The sequence below is a fragment of the Myxococcus sp. AS-1-15 genome (genome assembly GCF_020037055.1).
Taxonomy (GTDB): domain Bacteria; phylum Myxococcota; class Myxococcia; order Myxococcales; family Myxococcaceae; genus Myxococcus; species Myxococcus fulvus.
In genome coordinates this window covers 471280-487391 of sequence record NZ_JAIQDF010000001.1, presented here as the reverse complement: position 1 = coordinate 487391, position 16112 = coordinate 471280, and the positions used below count along the sequence as shown (strand labels likewise).

The following is a 16112-nucleotide window of genomic DNA, read 5'->3' as shown; positions in this document are numbered from 1 at the left end:
TCACGGGGGGAATGTAATCCCGTGCCGCGCAAATGCCCTCCGTCCGATTTCGAGGGCGCTGTCACTCACGGCCTTCGACACCCCGTTCAGGAAATGCCCGCTCAAGGGCTCAATCCGGATCCCGAAACGGGTCGTGCCATGGACCGCGAGTTCGGCTTCGCCGGCAGCCAACACGGGCCGCCCACCACTCGCGACAGCATGCGAGATTTCGACGCCCTGCCATCTGTACGGGATGACCTGGAGCTGATTGTCCGCAGTGACCACCCACTTGATGCGCTCCTCGCTCGCGTAGCGCATGAAGTCTGGAGAATCGACGCGGACAGGCCGGACACCCAATTGCTCGGCCATCTCCAGTTCCGAGGCGAGCAGTTCTGGCATCTGATTCTCATGGAGCGGTTCCTGGGACGACCTGCCAGAACTCGTTTCGTCCTGGCCACCCTGTGTCCGAGCAGACATCGCGACCGCGTTGGGGGCGAGCCCCACCGTCAGGACGCCCTCCGCGACAGCAATGGAGCGGACTCCCCCAGACATCACCGCGGACCACTGGAAACCCGCATTGACCTCCGTCGCCAGCACCGCACGTGCGAAGCCAGGAAGCAGGGGGCCTTTCGATGCCAGGTTCGCCGCACCGCCGCCCAAAGCCGCGGTGAGGGCCATGATGAGGACACGTGCGCCATTCGCGCCCATCACCTCTCCAAAATCACGCCCTGCATCCTCCAGTCCCCGAAAAGACGTCGCACGCGCTGAATCGGCGGACAACCGCTGCCAGCCCATCACGAGGTTCGTGAATGCGTCCAAGCCGATGTACGCGATGACATAGGTCGTCAAGGCGAGGGCCACGAGCTTCGTCACCGGCTCGGGCGCCACAACAAGGAGCATGTAGGCAGCCATGGCCGAGGTGATCATCGCCTTGAGCACCAGTGGGTTGACAACCTCCTGCACTGCCTGCTGAACCCCATCCCAGACCCCGTCCCAGGCAAAGGACAAAGCCATCTTCCGGCGCACATCGGCATCCAGGAAGGTAAAGCCGTCCTCCAACAACGTGAGGCATTCGCCAGGATCATCCTGACGAGAGCACCAGGCACCGTAGTCCCTTCCACGCGAGGGGGATTCCGCCGCCCACGTAGCCCGCTGGAGTCGTGAACGGCTCGCTTCTTCGGGACGTACCGAGAAGCGCATCTCCAGGACGAGGCGGGTCATCGCACGCTGGAAGTCGCCAGGGTCTACATCAATGGGACTGACCCGCTCAGGAGGTGCGTAGAGGAGGGGCTCACCCTCCCCTGTATCCAAGCGAACCACTCGAGAGGTCGCACAGCCGAACGAGAGGCACGCCAGCAACACCGAGACCCAACGCAGCATCTTCTCGCTCCCGCAATCGAGTTCTCACGACAAGAGCAGGGGGAGAACTAGCAGCAGGGTCCGACAACCCCAGCGAAGCAGCTTGGGGGTGTCACTGGCGCGGAGTCATCCTCGGCACCCATTCTCGCATCGCAGAGGCCACGGCTTCCGGACGTTCAATCCAGGGGAAGTGCGCGGCTCCTGCCACGGTCCTGTGGAGGATGTGCGGTCCCTGGAAAGCGGCCCGTGACCACGGTGTCTGCTGGACGATGCGGTCCTCGGCGCCGCTGATGATGAGCGTGGGCAGCGTGCGCGGCCACCACGTGTGGACATACGTCTCGTCGAAGTTCCGGTCCGACCAGTCCACCGCCGCGCGGTTGTAGGGCATCCGTCGCAGCAGCTCTCGCCCCTCCGTCACGCCCTCCGGCGTGAAGTTCCACTCCGCCGACGCCACCGCGATGTCTCGCAGCCGCTCATCCGTGCGCTCGGATTCGTAGCGCCGGGTCGCCGCGTCGACCTCGGGCAGCGGATGCCGCTGGGTCATCTCGAAGAACGGCGCACGCCAGCCCGCGTCCGGCGCCGTGCTCACGAGCACGAGCCCCACCAGGAGCGACTCCAGCTCCGGCACGGACAGCAGATACATGCCTCCCGTGGAGTGCCCCAGATAGACACAGTTCGGAAGCGCCTGGGCAGCCTCGATGAGCACCCTGGGCCACACGTCATGGGGATTCGCTGGAGCCCCCGGAGGCGAGACATTGGACCCGTCTCCTGGCAGGTCCACCATCCAGCACGTCCCCGGGACATCCAGCGCGTCCGCCAGTCCGAACAGGCTCTCCACGCCAATCCCTGGCCCGCCCGGGAGGAACAGCCAGTTGAAGGCCCCCGGACGGGCACCTCGTCGCCGGAGCCGAACGCCTGATGCCGTGAAGAACTGTTCCATCGTGCTGCCTGGAGACATTGCCCGCCCCCTCCATCAGCGCGTCATCGATGCAAGAACCGTCGGACATCCGCCTCCGCGACCCCAAAGCCCGCACCCACGGCAGCGTCCTCCGACGAGTGAACCTGCGTACAATATCCCGCCGATGCGACTGCGACGATCCTCTCTTCACTCGCGCAGGGAGGAATCACCATGTCGAATCGCATGTCGTGGTTGGCTGGAGTGGGCGCATTGCTGCTCGCGATGGGCTGCGGTCCCATCGAGGATGAACGCGCCGAGATGCCCGTCCTGGACGACGCCCCCGTCGCGGACGGAACCGTCCACGCGACCGGGCTGGTGAACTGCACCAATGAATGTCGAGAAGAGTCCATCCAGTGCATCGCGGACTGCAAGCTCACGCTGACCGACCCACTCCCACTCATGATCTGTCTCAATGCCTGCGTGGGCGAGCTCGCGGACTGCAACCTGGACTGCGTGAACTGAAGAAGCCTTCATCTCCATCACACGCCGCGCCGCGGCCCCATCAACACCTTCGCCAGGGCTTGAAGCTCCGAGCGCAACCACTGACTCCGAGGCTCGCTGTCCTCGGAGCGGTGCCAGTACAAATGCAGCTCCAGTCGCGGCAGCGCGAGCGGCATGGGCAACAGGTGCAGGTCATCATCCAGCACCCCGTTGATCTCCTCCGCTCTGCGCCGCGGCATCGTCAGCAACAGGTCCGAGCCCGATACGATGCGGCACGCCGTCTCGTAGTGCCGACAACGCACCGTGACCTCCCGCTGATACCCCAGCCGGCTGAGCACCAGGTCCTCCACCGCCAGCCCCGTGCGGCGCGAGGACACCGTGACGTGCTTCGCCGCCATGTACGCCGCCACGTCCAGCCGCCTGCGCTTGCGACTCACCACGCAGAACGCATCCCGCGTGAAGGCCGTATGCCGCAGCTCCGCGCTCGTCGGCTGCTCCACGTCGATGGCCAGGTCCAACCGCCCCGAAGCCAGGTCCCGCTCCAGCCGCGTCCGCTCCAACCGCACGCTGCTGATGCGCGCCTCCGGACTCCGCTCCTGAAGCCGCGCCACCAGTCGGGGCACGATCGACGGCTCCAGCATGTCGCTCATCGCCAGGGTGAAGGTCCCCACGTCCCGCGCCGGCTCGAAACCTCGCGTGTGGTGCACCGCCTGCTGGAGCAGCGCCAGCGCCTCCCGAATCTCCGGCGCCACCCGCTCCGCCAACGGCGTCGGCGCCACGCCCCTCCCCTGCCGGACGAACAGGGGCGCCCCCAACTGCTCGCGCAGCCTCGCCAGCGCGTGGCTCACCGCGGACTGACTGAGGAACAGCACCTCCGCCGCGCGCGTCAGATTCCGCTCCCGATAGACCACGTCGAACACCCGGAAGAGGTTGAGGTCCGGGGGCCCGGGGCGCCGGGTGGAATCCTGAACTGGGCTCATGACGACACATGACCAACATTCAGTGGATTCAACAAGGGCCGGGTGCCAAGGATGAGCGCCTCTCGTGAGAGGAGGCAGCACCGTGGACTTCGAGCCGAGCGCCAGAGGCAAGGACTACCTGGAGCGCGTGAAGCAGTTCATGCGCGAGCACATCGAGCCCAACGAGGCCCGCTACTACCAGGAGGTCATGGAGGCCTCGCGCGGCGGTGACTGGAAGACCTGGCCCGTGTCCTCCGTCATGGAGGACCTCAAGGCCAAGGCCCGCGCGGCCGGCCTCTGGAACCTCTTCCTCCCCGATGAGAAGCTCGCCCCGGGCCTGTCCACGCTCGAGTACGCCCCCATCGCCGAGGAGACCGGGCGCAGCCTCATGGCCCCCGAGGTCTTCAACTGCAACGCCCCCGACACCGGCAACATGGAGGTGCTCTGGAAGTACGGCACCCCCGCCCAGCAGAAGCAGTGGCTCACCCCGCTGCTCGCCGGCGAAATCCGCTCCGTCTTCTGCATGACCGAGCCCGGCGTCGCCTCCTCCGACGCCACCAACATGGAGGCCACCGCCGTCGTCGAGAAGGACGAGGTCATCCTCAACGGCTCCAAGTGGTGGACCACCGGCCTGGGCCACCCCAAGGCGAAGATCGCCATCTTCATGGCGCGCACGCCCGACACCGGCGGAGACCGCCACCACCAGCACTCCATGGTGCTCGTGCCCCTGGACTCGCCGGGCGTGTCCATCAAGCGCATGCTCCCCGTCTTCGGCGAGTACGACGCCCCCCACGGCCACGGCGAGGTGCACTTCACCAACGTCCGCGTCCCCGTCTCCAACATCATCGGCGGCCCCGGCATGGGCTTCGAGATTGCCCAGGGCCGGCTGGGCCCCGGCCGCATCCACCACTGCATGCGCTGCATCGGCGCCTCCGAGCGGGCGCTGGAGCTGATGATTGACCGCGGGATGAACCGCACCGCCTTCGGCAAGCCCCTGCTCAACCTGGGCGGCAACCGCGAGCGCGTGGCCGAGGCCCGCATCGCCATCGACCAGGCCCGCCTGCTCACGCTCTACGCGGCGTGGAAGATGGACCAGGTGGGCGCCCTCGGCGCGATGACCGAAATCTCCGCCATCAAGGTCGTGGCCCCCAGCGTGCTCCAGCGCATCGTCGACGACGCCATCCAGATTCACGGCGGCGCGGGCGTGTCCAACGACACGGTGCTCGCGGGCTTCTTCGGCCAGGCGCGCACGCTGCGGCTCGCGGACGGCCCGGACGAGGTGCACAAGGGCGTCATCGCCCGCATCGAGCTGGCCAAGCGCGGCTTCTCCAAGAGGTGACGCACCATGGCCACCCACGCCGCCCCGAAATCCACCCTGGATTCACCCAGCTCCGTCCGCGCCGGTGAGGAGCTGAACGTCCCCGCCGTCGATGCCTGGCTCAAGAAGCAGGTACCGACGCTCGAGGGCCTGCCCACCGTGACGCAGTTCTCCGGCGGCGCGTCCAACTGGACCTACCGGCTCAAGTACCCCAAGCGCGACCTCATCCTCCGCCGCCCTCCCGCGGGCACCAAGGCGAAGTCCGCGCACGACATGTCGCGCGAGTACCGCGTGCAGAAGGCGCTCCGGCCCGCCTACCCGTTCGTGCCGGAGATGGTGGCGCTGTGCCAGGACGCGTCCGTCATCGGCGCGGACTTCTACGTCATGGAGCGCATCGAGGGCATCATCCCCCGCGCCAACATGCCGCGCGGGATGAACCTGAGCGCCGGCGAGACGCGCAAGCTGTGCGTCAACGTCATCGACAAGCTGCTGGAGCTGCACGCGGTGGATGCCCAGGCCGTCGGCCTGTCATCGCTCGGCAAGGGCGCGGGCTATCCCCGCCGCCAGGTGGAGGGCTGGTCGGACCGCTACGAGAAGGCGCGCACGTGGAACGTGCCGAGCTTCAAGTACGTGCGCGACTGGCTCAAGGACCACATCCCCGACGACATCGCCACCTGCGTCATCCACAACGACTGGCGCTTCGACAACGTGGTGCTGGACCCGGGCGAGCCCACGCAGGTCATCGGTGTGCTCGACTGGGAGATGGCCACGCTGGGCGACCCGCTGATGGATTTGGGCAGCGCGCTCGCGTACTGGGTCGAGTCGGATGACGACTTCTTCATGCGCGCCACGCGCCGTCAGCCCACGCACATGCCGGGCATGATGAGCCGCCGGGAGGTCGTCGACTACTACCTCCAGCGCTCCGGCCTGAAGCCCGCCAGCTGGACCTTCTACGAGGTCTTCGGAATCTTCCGGCTCGCCGGCATCATCCAGCAGATCTACTACCGCTATCACCACAAGCAGACGCGCAACCCGGCGTTCAAGAACTTCTGGACGCTGGTGACGTACTACGACTGGCGCTGCAAGCGGCTCATCAAGAAGGGAGGGCGGTGATGGGCGTCGTGTACCTCATCCGCCATGGACAGGCGTCCTTCGGCGCGGAGGACTACGACCAGCTCTCCGAGACCGGCTTCGTGCAGGCCCGAGTGCTCGGCGAGGCGCTCAAGACGCGGCTGCCGCGTCTCGACGCGGTGGTGGCCGGCACGCTCACCCGTCACCGGCAGACGGCGGAGACATGCCTCTCGGCCATGGGCGTGGACCTGATGCCCACGCGCAGCCCCGGCTTCAACGAGTTCGACCACGACGAGCTGGTCGTCCGCCACACGCCCCGCTACGCCAACCACGCCGCGCTGGCCGAGGACCTCGCCTCGACGCCGGAGCCGCGCCGCGCGTTCCAGGCGCTCTTCACCGAGGCCGTGGCCCGCTGGGTCGCCGGCAAGCACGACGCCGAGTACACCGAGCCCTGGCCCGTGTTCCGCGAGCGCTGCCTGCGCGCGCTCGATTCGCTCATCCACGGGCTGGGGCCATCCAAGACGGCGCTGGTGTTCACCTCGGGCGGCCCCGTCACCGCCATCTGTCAGCAGCTGCTCCAGATTCCCGACGAGCACGCGTTCCGGCTCAACTGGACGCTGGCCAACTGCGGCGTGACGAAGGTCATCTACAGTGAGCGCGGGCGCTACCTGTCCTCGCTCAACGAGCACACGCACTTCGAGGGGCCGAACCAGGCCCTCATCACCTACCGCTGAGGGAGCTTCGGGCCATGCGAAGGAACATCCTGATTACGGGCGCGAGCTCCGGACTGGGTGAGGGCATGGCCCGCGAGTTCGCGGCGCGGGGACGCAACCTCGCGCTGTGCGCTCGACGGACGGACCGGCTGGAGGCGCTGCGCGCGGAGCTGCTCTCGAAGCACCCCGGCATCCAGGTCTCCGTGCGGGAGCTGGATGTGAACGAGCACGAGCGGGTGTTCGAGGTCTTCGAGGCGTTCGCCCAGGACCTCGGCGGGCTGGACCGCATCATCATCAACGCGGGCATCGGCGTGGGGAAGCGCATCGGCACGGGCCACTTCGCCACCAACGCGAAGACGGCCCAGACGAACTTCGTGGCCGCCGTGGCCCAGTGCGAGGCGGCCGTGGGCATCCTCCGCAAGCAGGGCCACGGACACCTGGTCACCATCTCCTCGATGAGCGCCATGCGCGGGCTGCCCCGTCACCTCACCGTGTACGCGGCGACGAAGGCCGGGCTGGCCACGCTGACCGAGGGCATCCGCGCGGAGCTGCTCGGCACGCCCATCAAGGTCTCCACGATTTATCCCGGCTACATCCACACGGAGCTGAACGCGGGGGCGAAGAACCTGCCCTTCGCGGTGGACTCGGAGCGGGGCTCGCGCGCGCTGGTGAAGGCCATCGAGAAGGAGCCGTCGAGCGCCTACGTTCCCGGATGGCCGTGGGGCGTCGTCGGCTTCTTCCTGCGCAACCTGCCGCTGAAGCTCGTCGCGAAGATGTCCTGAGTCCGAGCAGGCGGCTCACCGGGGCCCGGCGTCCACGAAGACCTCGTCGAGGAACGCGCGCATCGCGGCCCAGGTCCGCCGGGCCGCGTCGGGGTGGTACTGGAGCCCGGCCTCGGGGTTGTGGAGCCCTGGGTAGGTGAAGGCGTGCATCGCGTGGCCGTGCGCGTGGAGCTGCCAGTCCGCGCCCGCCTCCGTCAGCTCGCGCGCCACCGCGAGCACGTCCTCCTTCGAGCTGGTGGGGTCCTCCCAGCCGTGCAGGATGAGGACCTTGGCCGTGATGGAGGGCTGAGGCCCGAGCCTCGGCGGCACGAGGACTCCGTGGAAGCTCACGGCGGCCTTCAGGCCCGGTACGGCGCTGCGCGCGAGGTCCAATGCGCAGAGGCCACCGAAGCAGTAGCCGATGACGACGATGCGCTCCGGGTCGACCCGCGGATGGCGCAGCGCGGCCTCGAAGCCAGCGACCAGCCGGCGACGCAGCATCGCTCGGTCCTCCATGAAGGGACCCATCAGGCGCGAGTTGTCGTCCGCGACGCCGCCTCGCACGCCCTTGCCGTACACATCCACCGCGAAGCACAGGTAGCCCAACGCGGCGAACTCCTCCGCCTTCGCGCGGATGGGCGCGTTGAGTCCATCCCAGGCATGCGCCAGGAGCACGCAGGGACGACGGCGGTCTTCCCGACGGTCCCAGGCCACGTATCCCTCACAGAGGGTCTCTCCCTCGCGATACTCCACGGGCTCTCCGTGGATGACTGCCTCCTGCCGTCCCGACATCACCGTGTCTCCTCGCTGCCTGCGAAGCGACAATCTGGAGCCGGGCGCGGCGCGGGTCTTGAACGAATGCGACATGCCCGTGGGCCCTCCGCTCACGCGAGCGGCGCCCTTGTCGCGATGATTCGCCTCCATTCCTCGCCGCGGCCCTGCCGTCGCGGGGAGGCGCGCTGGTGCGGCGCCGTGCCCGCCGGCGACGCATGGGGTCGACGTTCTTCAGGGCGCAGGCGCGCGAGCCCGCCCTTCAGAAGAAGTGCGCGAGTCCGTCGGGCGCGGCGTCTCGCGCCTGGGCGAAGTACTCGGCGAGGATGGACCACTTCCTCCGCTCGTACCGTCCCGGCGTCACGCCGAGGTAGCGACGCCACTGGCGAATCTGGTGGGCCTGGTCGCTGAACCCGTGCAGCGGGTCACCCTGCCCCGTCTGCGTCGCATGGAGGCTCGCCTGGACGCGGTCGAGCCCGAGCAGTTGCTTGGGCGTACAACCCACGTGCGCCCGGAACCACCTCTCCAGCTGTCGCGTCGACACCCCCATTCCTCGCGCCGTCGTGCTCACGCGAGAGGTCCTCGCCAACGTCGCCCAGGCCCTCTCGAGCCGCTCCAGTTCACCGCCCATCCGCATCCGCTGGAGCAGCCACGCATCCAGCCGGTCCGCGACCCGCCTGGGAGTCCCCGCCGCCGCGAGGTCGTCACAGAGCCTTCGCGCGGGCCCGTCCCCCAGCAGCCCGCCCAGCTCGATGAGGTCGTCACGGCTCTCCAACCCCGTCGAGGGAAACAGCCGCGCCAATCCCGGCGGCCGCAACATCACCATGACGAAGGAGCACCCCTCCCCGGAGCTCCAGCTGCGCGGACGACTCTGGACGCCCAGCAACGAGGCGCGCGGCGCTCCGGCCGAGAACTCACTCCCACACGGTCGGCCAAAGTTGAGCGTCAGCACCGCCGCCGCGGTGGGCGTGGTGCGGATGGGCTTGCCCTCGTACGAACCCTCCAGGTCCTCAATGAACCAATAACCGAGGACCTGCGGCGAGAGCGTGGTGTGCGGAGCCAGGGCGAGGAAGGCCATGTGACGAATCCCGGGACGACCCTACACAATGGCAGACGCGTCTCGAAGGTCGTCGACGACCCGTGTGGACTCCACCCTACGCACCGCCGACGTTGACGCCGGCGTTCGAGCCCACGCTAGACTCCCCGGCTTACGGGCTTCGCGTGACTCCGCGAGCCTTTCGAGGGGGAACACCACATGGGACTCAAGCAAGCCATCGAGAAGCTCAACACGGCGGTCGACGACCTCGTCACGTTGGAGGTCATCACCTACACCGGTCAGGTGAAGCACATCATCAACACCACCGGCGGCAAGCCCACCATCGACTGGGACAACCTGACGACGAGCTCCGTGGGAAGCGCGACGACCCAGGCCACCATCAAGCTCGTCGCCGCGACGCAGGTGAAGTTCGATGGCGACATGAAGCTCTTCCAGACCGATGAGCAGGACATCCCCCGGCTGCAGGAGCTGCTCGACCTGCATCGCAAGTCGGTGGAGACCAGCATCGCCGCGCGCAAGTCCGTCGTGGACTTCTTCGGCGACCTGCTCAAGGACATCGTCAAGAAGGGCTGAGCGACGATGCCGTCCTCTCCCGAGTCGGTCCGCATCGCGGCGCTGTTCGACGCGCCGACACGGCTCCCCGCGGCGCGAGGCGTGCCGCTGAAGGGCCGTGGGCTCGACCCGTTGGAGACCGCCATGAACCTGGAGGAGAACCTCCAGGTCCTGGAGCAGCACGCGGGGCTGGTGCCTCTGTCGGAGCTGACGCCCTCGTCGCAGGGCGCCAACTATGAGCGCTACAAGCTGGTGGTGCGCGCCGTCCGCCTGCGCCTGAGTCACCTGGGCTACGACGTGGGGGACCCCACCAGCGACAAGATGGACGCGGCGCTGCTCAAGGGCCTCAACCCGTTCCGCGTGGACATCGGGCTCGCGCCCAGCGGCGCCACCATCGAGCAGGCGACGTGGGATGCGCTCCAGGAGCTCGTCACGTTGGAGGACCCGCTCGACATCGACCGGTGGTACCCCGCCCATGGCGTGGCGAAGCCCGTGCTCCTGCGCGCCGCGCAGCTGCGGCTGACGACGCTGGGCCTGCGCGACAACGTCAAGGTCGACCCGAGCGACACGAACAACCTGCGCATCCAGCTGGCGCGCTTCCGGGCCGTGATGTTCGAGCTGGGCCTGACCGCATCCTCGAGCATCACCGAGCGGGAGACGCTGCGGCTGCTGATGTCTCACGATGAGCTGCTGGAGAAGGTGGCCCAGGGCACGCCCGAGCTGCGGAGCTTCCTCCCCGAGCGGGAGCTGGAGGAGAAGAAGCTGCCCACCGCGTCGCGGCGCTTCCTCCTGCGGCTCGCGCGCAACGAGCTGTGGCTGAACGGCTACCCGATGGGAGACATCCGCGAGCCCGTCACCGCGTCGAAGCTGCGCAAGGCGCTGGACCAGTACTGGAGGAACAGCCCGGCGCGGCCCACGTTCGAGGCGCTGGTGCTGCTGCACACCACGCAGGTGACGCCCGCGCTCTTCGAGGACTTCGTGCGCCAGCAGCGCGAGGAGGACGTGTCCCGCGACGACCTCGTGAAGTTCGTCGAGAACAACCAGGCCGAGCTCCAGGACTACTGGACGAGCGAGGTCGACAACTCGGACTTCTTCCTCTGGGACGGCATCAAGCGCACCTTCAAGTGGCTCAAGCGCCAGGTGCAGCGGCTCGGTGAGACGGTGGTGAGCATCTTCCGGTCCGTCGGGGAGTTCTTCAAGACGCTGGCGCGCAACGTGTTCCGCTCCCTCTTCCAGGTCGCCAACGACGTGCTGGGCGCGATTGGCCGCGCGGCCACCGCGTTCGCGGATGGCGTGGGCATCTTCCTGGGCGGACAGCTGCTGCCTCCCGCGCCCCGGCTGGACATGGGCTGCCGGCTCAACATGGACTGCGACACGGTGCTGTTCATCGACGCGCAGGCATCGGTGGCGGACGCGCGACAGCTGCTCGGGCGCCTGGAGCGGGTGTCGGCGGCCATCGGGCTCGCCGGGACCGTGCTGTCACTCGTCATCCGGCTGGTCAGTCGCGCCGTCTCGGGGGTCATCGGTTGGCTGCTGCTGATCGCCACCCTGGTGCAGGCCGCGCCGGAGATCATCGCCAAGGTGTCGGCGCTCGCCGCGCTGGGCTGAGCCGCGTCACGCCAGTCCGGACTGGAGGGCCTCGCCGTCCCCGTCCTCGTTGTCGGCCTCGCGGCGCAGCGTCTCCCACGCGAGCATCACCTGCTTGCGTGAGCTGCCCCACCGGTAGTCGCCGATGACGCCCGTCTTGCGCAGCACGCGGTGGCAGGGAATCAGCAACGCCACCGAGTTGTCCCCCACCGCGGAGCCCACGGCGCGCACCGCCTTGGGCCTGCCGATGGCCTTCGCCAGGTCCTCGTACGTCGCCACGTCGCCCGGCGCCACGCGCAGCAGCGCCTGCCATACCTGCACCTGGAACGGCGTCCCCTTCACCAGCACCGACAGCGGCGTGCGCTCACGCGGCGGCGTCTGGGGGAAGATGCGTCCGGCCCACGGCGCCGTCAGCTTCGTGGATTCGATGAAGCTCGCCTTCGGCCACTGCTCGCGCAGGGACTCCAGCGCCTCGACCTCCGACTCGCCCGTCAGGAAGTGCAGTCCGCAGATGCCGCGCTCGCAGACGGCGATGAGGCAGTCACCAAAGGGCGACGCGTGCACGCCATGGTGAATCGTCAGGCCGTCCCCCGCGAGCTTGAACTCCCCGGGCGTCATCGCCGTCAGCGTCACGAACAGCTCGTGCAGCCGCCCGCCTCCGGACAGCCCCACGGCGAAGGACGTGTCGAGCACGCTGCGCCGCTCGGCCAGCAGCCGGCGCGCCGAGCTGAGCGTGTGAATCTGGAGGAAGCGCTTGGGGCTGATTCCCGCCCAGCGGGTGAACAGGCGCTGGAAGTGGAAGGGACTCAGGCCCACGTGCGCGGCGACGTCGTCCAGGGAGGGCTGCTCACGCGCGTGCGCATCGAGATAGAGAATCGCCTGCTCGATTCGGGCGTAGTCGCTGTTGGCCATGTCCCGGCTCCCAATAGGTGTGTCCATCCCTGGGTATGGCCCCAGGGCCCGCGCCCTTCAACCCGGTTCTTGCGGCCATCCCCCTCCGGCGCGCAGCAAGGACCGGGTCGTCCGCCCGCTGGTGGGCGACTTACAGTGCCCCCATGCGTCTCTACGACTGCGCGGCCTCCGCCAATGGCTACAAGCTGCGCCACCTGTTGTCCTGGCTCGGCCGGCCCTATGAGCTCGTCCCCGTGGACATCTTCGCGGGCGAGAGCCACACCCCCGACTTCCTGCGCCACAAGAACCCCGCCGGACGCATCCCCGTGCTGGAGCCGGAGCCCGGACGCTTCCTCGCCGAGTCCAACGCCATCCTCCTGTTCCTCGCCGAGGACACGCCGCTGCTGCCTCGCGACGCCTTCGAGCGCGCCCAGGTCCACCAGTGGCTCTTCTTCGAACAGAACTGCGTCGAGCCCAACATCGGCACCGCGCGCTTCTGGGTGCTCACCGGGCGCGCTCGCCTGCACCCTCCCGAGGTCCTCCGCGTGCGCGTCGAGGCCGGCCGCGCCGCCCTCACCACGTTGGAGCGACACCTCCAACACGAGGACTTCCTCGTCGGCGGGCGCCCCACGGTCGCCGACATCGGGCTGTATGCCTATGCGCATCTCGCGCCCGACATGGGCCTGTCCCTGGAGGACTTCCCCGCGGTGTCCCGGTGGCTCGCGCGGGTGAAGGCCCAGCCCGGGCACATCGGTGCGCTCGCCCCGTATCCGGCGAACGCGATGGTCACCGCGCCGTGACGCGCGAGCCCGCACGGAGAATCACGCGTCGTCGCGGAATCCCATGTCGGAGGTGTGCCACATGGGGCACTCGTCCGTGGGTCGACTTGACTCGCGAGGGGTGAGCGTTTATCCGTGAGGGCCATGACGTCCTTCTTCGCCATGCGTCGAATGTCGATGACCGGTGGGCTCGCGCCCGCCTGTGTCGGCTGACGTCGCGTCCGACCCTGGCGAGCCACCGAGCCCACCCACCCGCGAGGGTCGGTGGGCTTCGTCGTTCCTGGCCCTCCCGTAGCGCCCTCGCATCACCCGCAGGAGCGCAGCGAAGCCAGCCCCGCCGTCCGTTCACTTCACACCCCACTTCCACTTCCCTCACGGGCGCACGCTCGCGCCCGCGCAGCCCCCCGTCTGTCCGGAGACATCCCTTGGCTCCCCTCACTCGCGCGACCTCGCCGCGCCTCTTCGAAGTCACCGCGCCAGAGCTGACGTTGGAAGCCGGCGCCCGCATCACCCCGCACCTGGTGCGTGGTTGGTGGTGGGGCCCGGAGGACGACCTGTCCTGGCTCCACTCCCGTGCGCACCTCCTCTCGGAGGAGGAGTCCCAGGCCACCACGCCGCGCCTCGTGCGCCGCACGCGAGAGGAGCTGCTCCACGCCGCCGAGCGTGCCCGTCATCACGGCGGAGCGCGGGCCTCGACGCGCGTCCCCACCGTGCTCCTGGTGCACGCGCTCACGGGCGACATGCGCGCGGGTGGCGAGGGCGGTTGGTGGGAGCCGCTCATCGACGCGGGCCGCGTGCTGGACCCGACGCGCATGCGGCTGCTGTGCTTCAACAACCTGGGCTCGTGCTACGGCACCACCGGTCCCGCGGATGAGGGGTTCCCCCGACGCACCGACGACTCGCGCTTCGGCCCCGCGCCCGTGCTGGCCAAGGGCGACCTGCGCCAGGACGAGCAACACCTGCCCGCCACGCTCACGCCGTGGGACCAGGCGCGAAGCATCCTCCTCGCGCTCGACGCCTTGGGCATCCAGGAGGTGGAGCTCGTCACCGGTGGCTCGCTGGGCGGGATGATTGTGCTCTGCCTCGCCGCGCTCGCGCCCGAGCGCTTCGCTCGCATGGCCCCCATCGCCGCCGCGGAGTCGGCCTCCGCGTGGGTGGTGGGACTCAACCACGTGGCCCGGCAGGCGTTGCTGCTGGACCCGGGGTTCCCCGAGTCGTCACACCGGGGCCTCGAGCTGGCGCGGCAGCTCGCCATGCTGACGTATCGCGCGGAGCCGGGATTGGACACGAACCAGCCGCGTCCCGCGACGTGGTCCTCGCGCGCGCTGCACCCGGTGCAGAGCTACCTGGAGCACCAGGGCCGCAAGCTGGAGGCGCGCTTCGACGGGCGCGCGTACCTGGCGCAGCTGGGGGCCATGGACCACCACGACCTTTCGAGAGCGCCACACGGAGGACTGGAGCGCATCCGCGCGAGCGCCCTGTGCGTGGGCATCGACCAGGACCTGCTCTTCTTCCCGCAGCACATGGAGGCGCTGGCCCAGCGACTGCGTGCCCAGGGCGTCCACGCCGAGCACGCGGAGCTGTCCAGCCCACACGGCCACGATGGCTTCCTCATCGAATGGGCGCCCCTTGCGGCACTGCTTGCCCGGGCCCTCACCCTGCCCTCGGGGCTCGCGCTCGCGCGCTCCGCGCTCATGGCTCGAGTCGCGGATGAGGACACTCGATGTACTCGCGCGTCATGAATCGAGCGGCCTCGCGCGCCGTGTCAGGGACGCCGTCCGCGCCCGGGTGATTCGCGGGCCCCGCGGACTCAGCCCGCCTTGCGCGGCCACACCGGGCCAATCTGGTCCTGGTGCGCGAAGATGGGCGGGTCCGCCTCGTTGGTGAAGGCGCGCAGGCGGCAGTACTCCGGATACGACGCCTGCACCGTCAGCACGTCCCCCGCGCGCATGACCTCGTCCCCCACCGGGTGGAGCTGCTCGTGGCCGTCGCGCAGGAGCGACAACGCCAGCCCACCGAAGCGATCTCGAATGGCGGAGATGTTCAGCCCCGGCAGGCCCTCGCGCGCCTCGAAGAGCGACACCACCATCAGGTGCTTTCCCAGATGGAACGAGTGGATGATGCGCGGGTCCATCGCCGCCAGCGCCATGGCGGGCGCGGCGAGCGACGAACTGGACAGGGCCTCCGCCTTGAACGTGTCGCGCACCTTGCCGCTCAAGTCCTCGTCGAACAGGCGGATGACCACGCGGATGTTCGGGTTCAACTTCCGCGCATCCAGCGCGATGTTGAGGTTCGCCAGGTCGTCGTCCGTGGCGCACACAATCGCGGAGGCGTGCTTCACGTTGGTGCGTGGCAGGCACAGCGGGCTGCGCGTGTCGTCGATGAGCAACGGCACGTTCTCATCCCGCAGCGCGGAGACGAAGGCCGCGTCCTCGCGCTTCTCCACGACCACCACGTCCTTGTCCATCTCCTTCAACTGCGTCACCACGCGGTAGCCCACCCGCCCCGCCCCGCACACCACGACGTGGCCCTTCATCGTCTCGGTGACCACTTCGATCCACTCCTTGTCGTTCTTGTGTCGGGCGAAGTAGAGGTAGGCGAAGCGCACCACGCCGTCCGCCACCAGGGCGATGCCCGCCGGCGGAATCACCACGTTGAGCGCCTCGATGGCCCAGTCATGCACGTACGGCAGCGACGGCTGCCCGTAGAGCAGGAAGTAGACGTGGTGCAGCGCCTCTCCGAAGGAGATGGGCACCCCGTCCGGGCCGATGTAGCGCCAGTGGAACAAGAGCGGCCCCAGCACGAACAGCCCCGCCGCCAGCACCAGCGTGGTGCGGAAGCGGCGCAGCAACGCGCGCAGGTAGCGCAGGTTGGCTCTCAGGTGTCTTCGGGAGCCGAACATGGCCTGCCGCCCCT

General features: G+C 68.7%; 16 protein-coding genes. 9 read left to right on the top strand and 7 right to left on the bottom strand.

From position 1 onward, the window contains the following. The gene (locus K8625_RS02045; protein WP_223781687.1) at nt 1-1359 is read right to left on the bottom strand and encodes a hypothetical protein; all 1359 of its coding nucleotides are present in this window, start codon (nt 1357-1359) and stop codon (nt 1-3) included. Between the two features lie 91 nt (nt 1360-1450). Next, nucleotides 1451-2296 carry an alpha/beta fold hydrolase gene (locus K8625_RS02040; protein ID WP_223781686.1) on the bottom strand — a complete coding sequence of 282 codons (846 nt, stop codon included), beginning with the start codon at nt 2294-2296 and terminating at the stop codon, nt 1451-1453. 171 nt (nt 2297-2467) lie between these two features. Between K8625_RS02040 and K8625_RS02035 the strand changes: the two genes are divergently transcribed. Further along, nucleotides 2468-2758, top strand: a complete 291-nt coding sequence (locus K8625_RS02035) for a hypothetical protein (RefSeq protein ID WP_223781685.1) — start codon at nt 2468-2470, stop codon at nt 2756-2758. 17 nt (nt 2759-2775) lie between these two features. On the opposite strand, the gene K8625_RS02030 is transcribed toward K8625_RS02035, so the two are convergent. Then, the gene (locus tag K8625_RS02030) at nt 2776-3717 is read right to left on the bottom strand and encodes a LysR family transcriptional regulator (protein ID WP_223781684.1); all 942 of its coding nucleotides are present in this window, start codon (nt 3715-3717) and stop codon (nt 2776-2778) included. An 82-nt stretch (nt 3718-3799) separates the two neighbouring features. Between K8625_RS02030 and K8625_RS02025 the strand changes: the two genes are divergently transcribed. From K8625_RS02025 to K8625_RS02010, 4 genes are read left to right on the top strand one after another with little or no spacing between them, the layout of a single operon-like run. Then, nucleotides 3800-5035, top strand: a complete 1236-nt coding sequence (locus tag K8625_RS02025) for an acyl-CoA dehydrogenase family protein (RefSeq protein WP_223748524.1) — start codon at nt 3800-3802, stop codon at nt 5033-5035. A gap of 6 nt (nt 5036-5041) precedes the next feature. Beyond that, a complete protein-coding gene (locus K8625_RS02020) occupies nt 5042-6127 on the top strand; it encodes a phosphotransferase family protein (RefSeq protein ID WP_141323568.1) in 1086 nt (361 codons plus the stop codon). Beyond that, the gene (locus K8625_RS02015; RefSeq protein ID WP_223781683.1) at nt 6127-6819 is read left to right on the top strand and encodes a histidine phosphatase family protein; all 693 of its coding nucleotides are present in this window, start codon (nt 6127-6129) and stop codon (nt 6817-6819) included. Before K8625_RS02020 ends, K8625_RS02015 begins: the two co-directional genes overlap by 1 nt. Nucleotides 6820-6833: 14 nt before the next feature. After that, nucleotides 6834-7580, top strand: a complete 747-nt coding sequence (locus K8625_RS02010; RefSeq protein ID WP_223781682.1) for an SDR family oxidoreductase — start codon at nt 6834-6836, stop codon at nt 7578-7580. A gap of 15 nt (nt 7581-7595) precedes the next feature. On the opposite strand, the gene K8625_RS02005 is transcribed toward K8625_RS02010, so the two are convergent. Both K8625_RS02005 and K8625_RS02000 read right to left on the bottom strand, forming a co-directional pair. Further along, nucleotides 7596-8351 (bottom strand): dienelactone hydrolase family protein, encoded by a 756-nt coding sequence (locus K8625_RS02005; protein WP_223781681.1) that lies wholly within the window; start codon nt 8349-8351, stop codon nt 7596-7598. Between the two features lie 241 nt (nt 8352-8592). After that, nucleotides 8593-9408 (bottom strand): helix-turn-helix domain-containing protein, encoded by an 816-nt coding sequence (locus tag K8625_RS02000; RefSeq protein WP_223748520.1) that lies wholly within the window; start codon nt 9406-9408, stop codon nt 8593-8595. A 177-nt stretch (nt 9409-9585) separates the two neighbouring features. On the opposite strand from K8625_RS02000, the gene K8625_RS01995 reads away from it, so the two are divergent. Together K8625_RS01995 and K8625_RS01990 are read left to right on the top strand one after the other, a co-directional pair. Further along, a complete protein-coding gene (locus K8625_RS01995) occupies nt 9586-9960 on the top strand; it encodes a hypothetical protein (RefSeq protein WP_223748519.1) in 375 nt (124 codons plus the stop codon). Between the two features lie 6 nt (nt 9961-9966). Continuing rightward, on the top strand, nt 9967-11547 hold the full coding sequence (locus K8625_RS01990; RefSeq protein ID WP_223748518.1) for a hypothetical protein: 1581 nt from the start codon (nt 9967-9969) through the stop codon (nt 11545-11547). Between the two features lie 6 nt (nt 11548-11553). On the opposite strand, the gene K8625_RS01985 is transcribed toward K8625_RS01990, so the two are convergent. Further along, on the bottom strand, nt 11554-12438 hold the full coding sequence (locus K8625_RS01985; RefSeq protein WP_223748517.1) for a bifunctional transcriptional activator/DNA repair enzyme AdaA: 885 nt from the start codon (nt 12436-12438) through the stop codon (nt 11554-11556). 143 nt (nt 12439-12581) lie between these two features. Here K8625_RS01985 and K8625_RS01980 point away from each other — a divergent pair, with 143 nt between their 5' ends. Then, on the top strand, nt 12582-13217 hold the full coding sequence (locus K8625_RS01980; RefSeq protein WP_255653251.1) for a glutathione S-transferase family protein: 636 nt from the start codon (nt 12582-12584) through the stop codon (nt 13215-13217). Nucleotides 13218-13621: 404 nt separating this feature from the next. Then, on the top strand, nt 13622-14938 hold the full coding sequence (locus K8625_RS01975) for an alpha/beta fold hydrolase (RefSeq protein ID WP_223781680.1): 1317 nt from the start codon (nt 13622-13624) through the stop codon (nt 14936-14938). Between the two features lie 68 nt (nt 14939-15006). Here K8625_RS01975 and K8625_RS01970 read toward each other — a convergent pair whose 3' ends face one another. Beyond that, complete coding sequence (locus tag K8625_RS01970; RefSeq protein WP_223748514.1) at nt 15007-16098, bottom strand: TrkA family potassium uptake protein; 1092 nt, start codon at nt 16096-16098, stop codon at nt 15007-15009. Nucleotides 16099-16112: the final 14 nt, after the last annotated feature.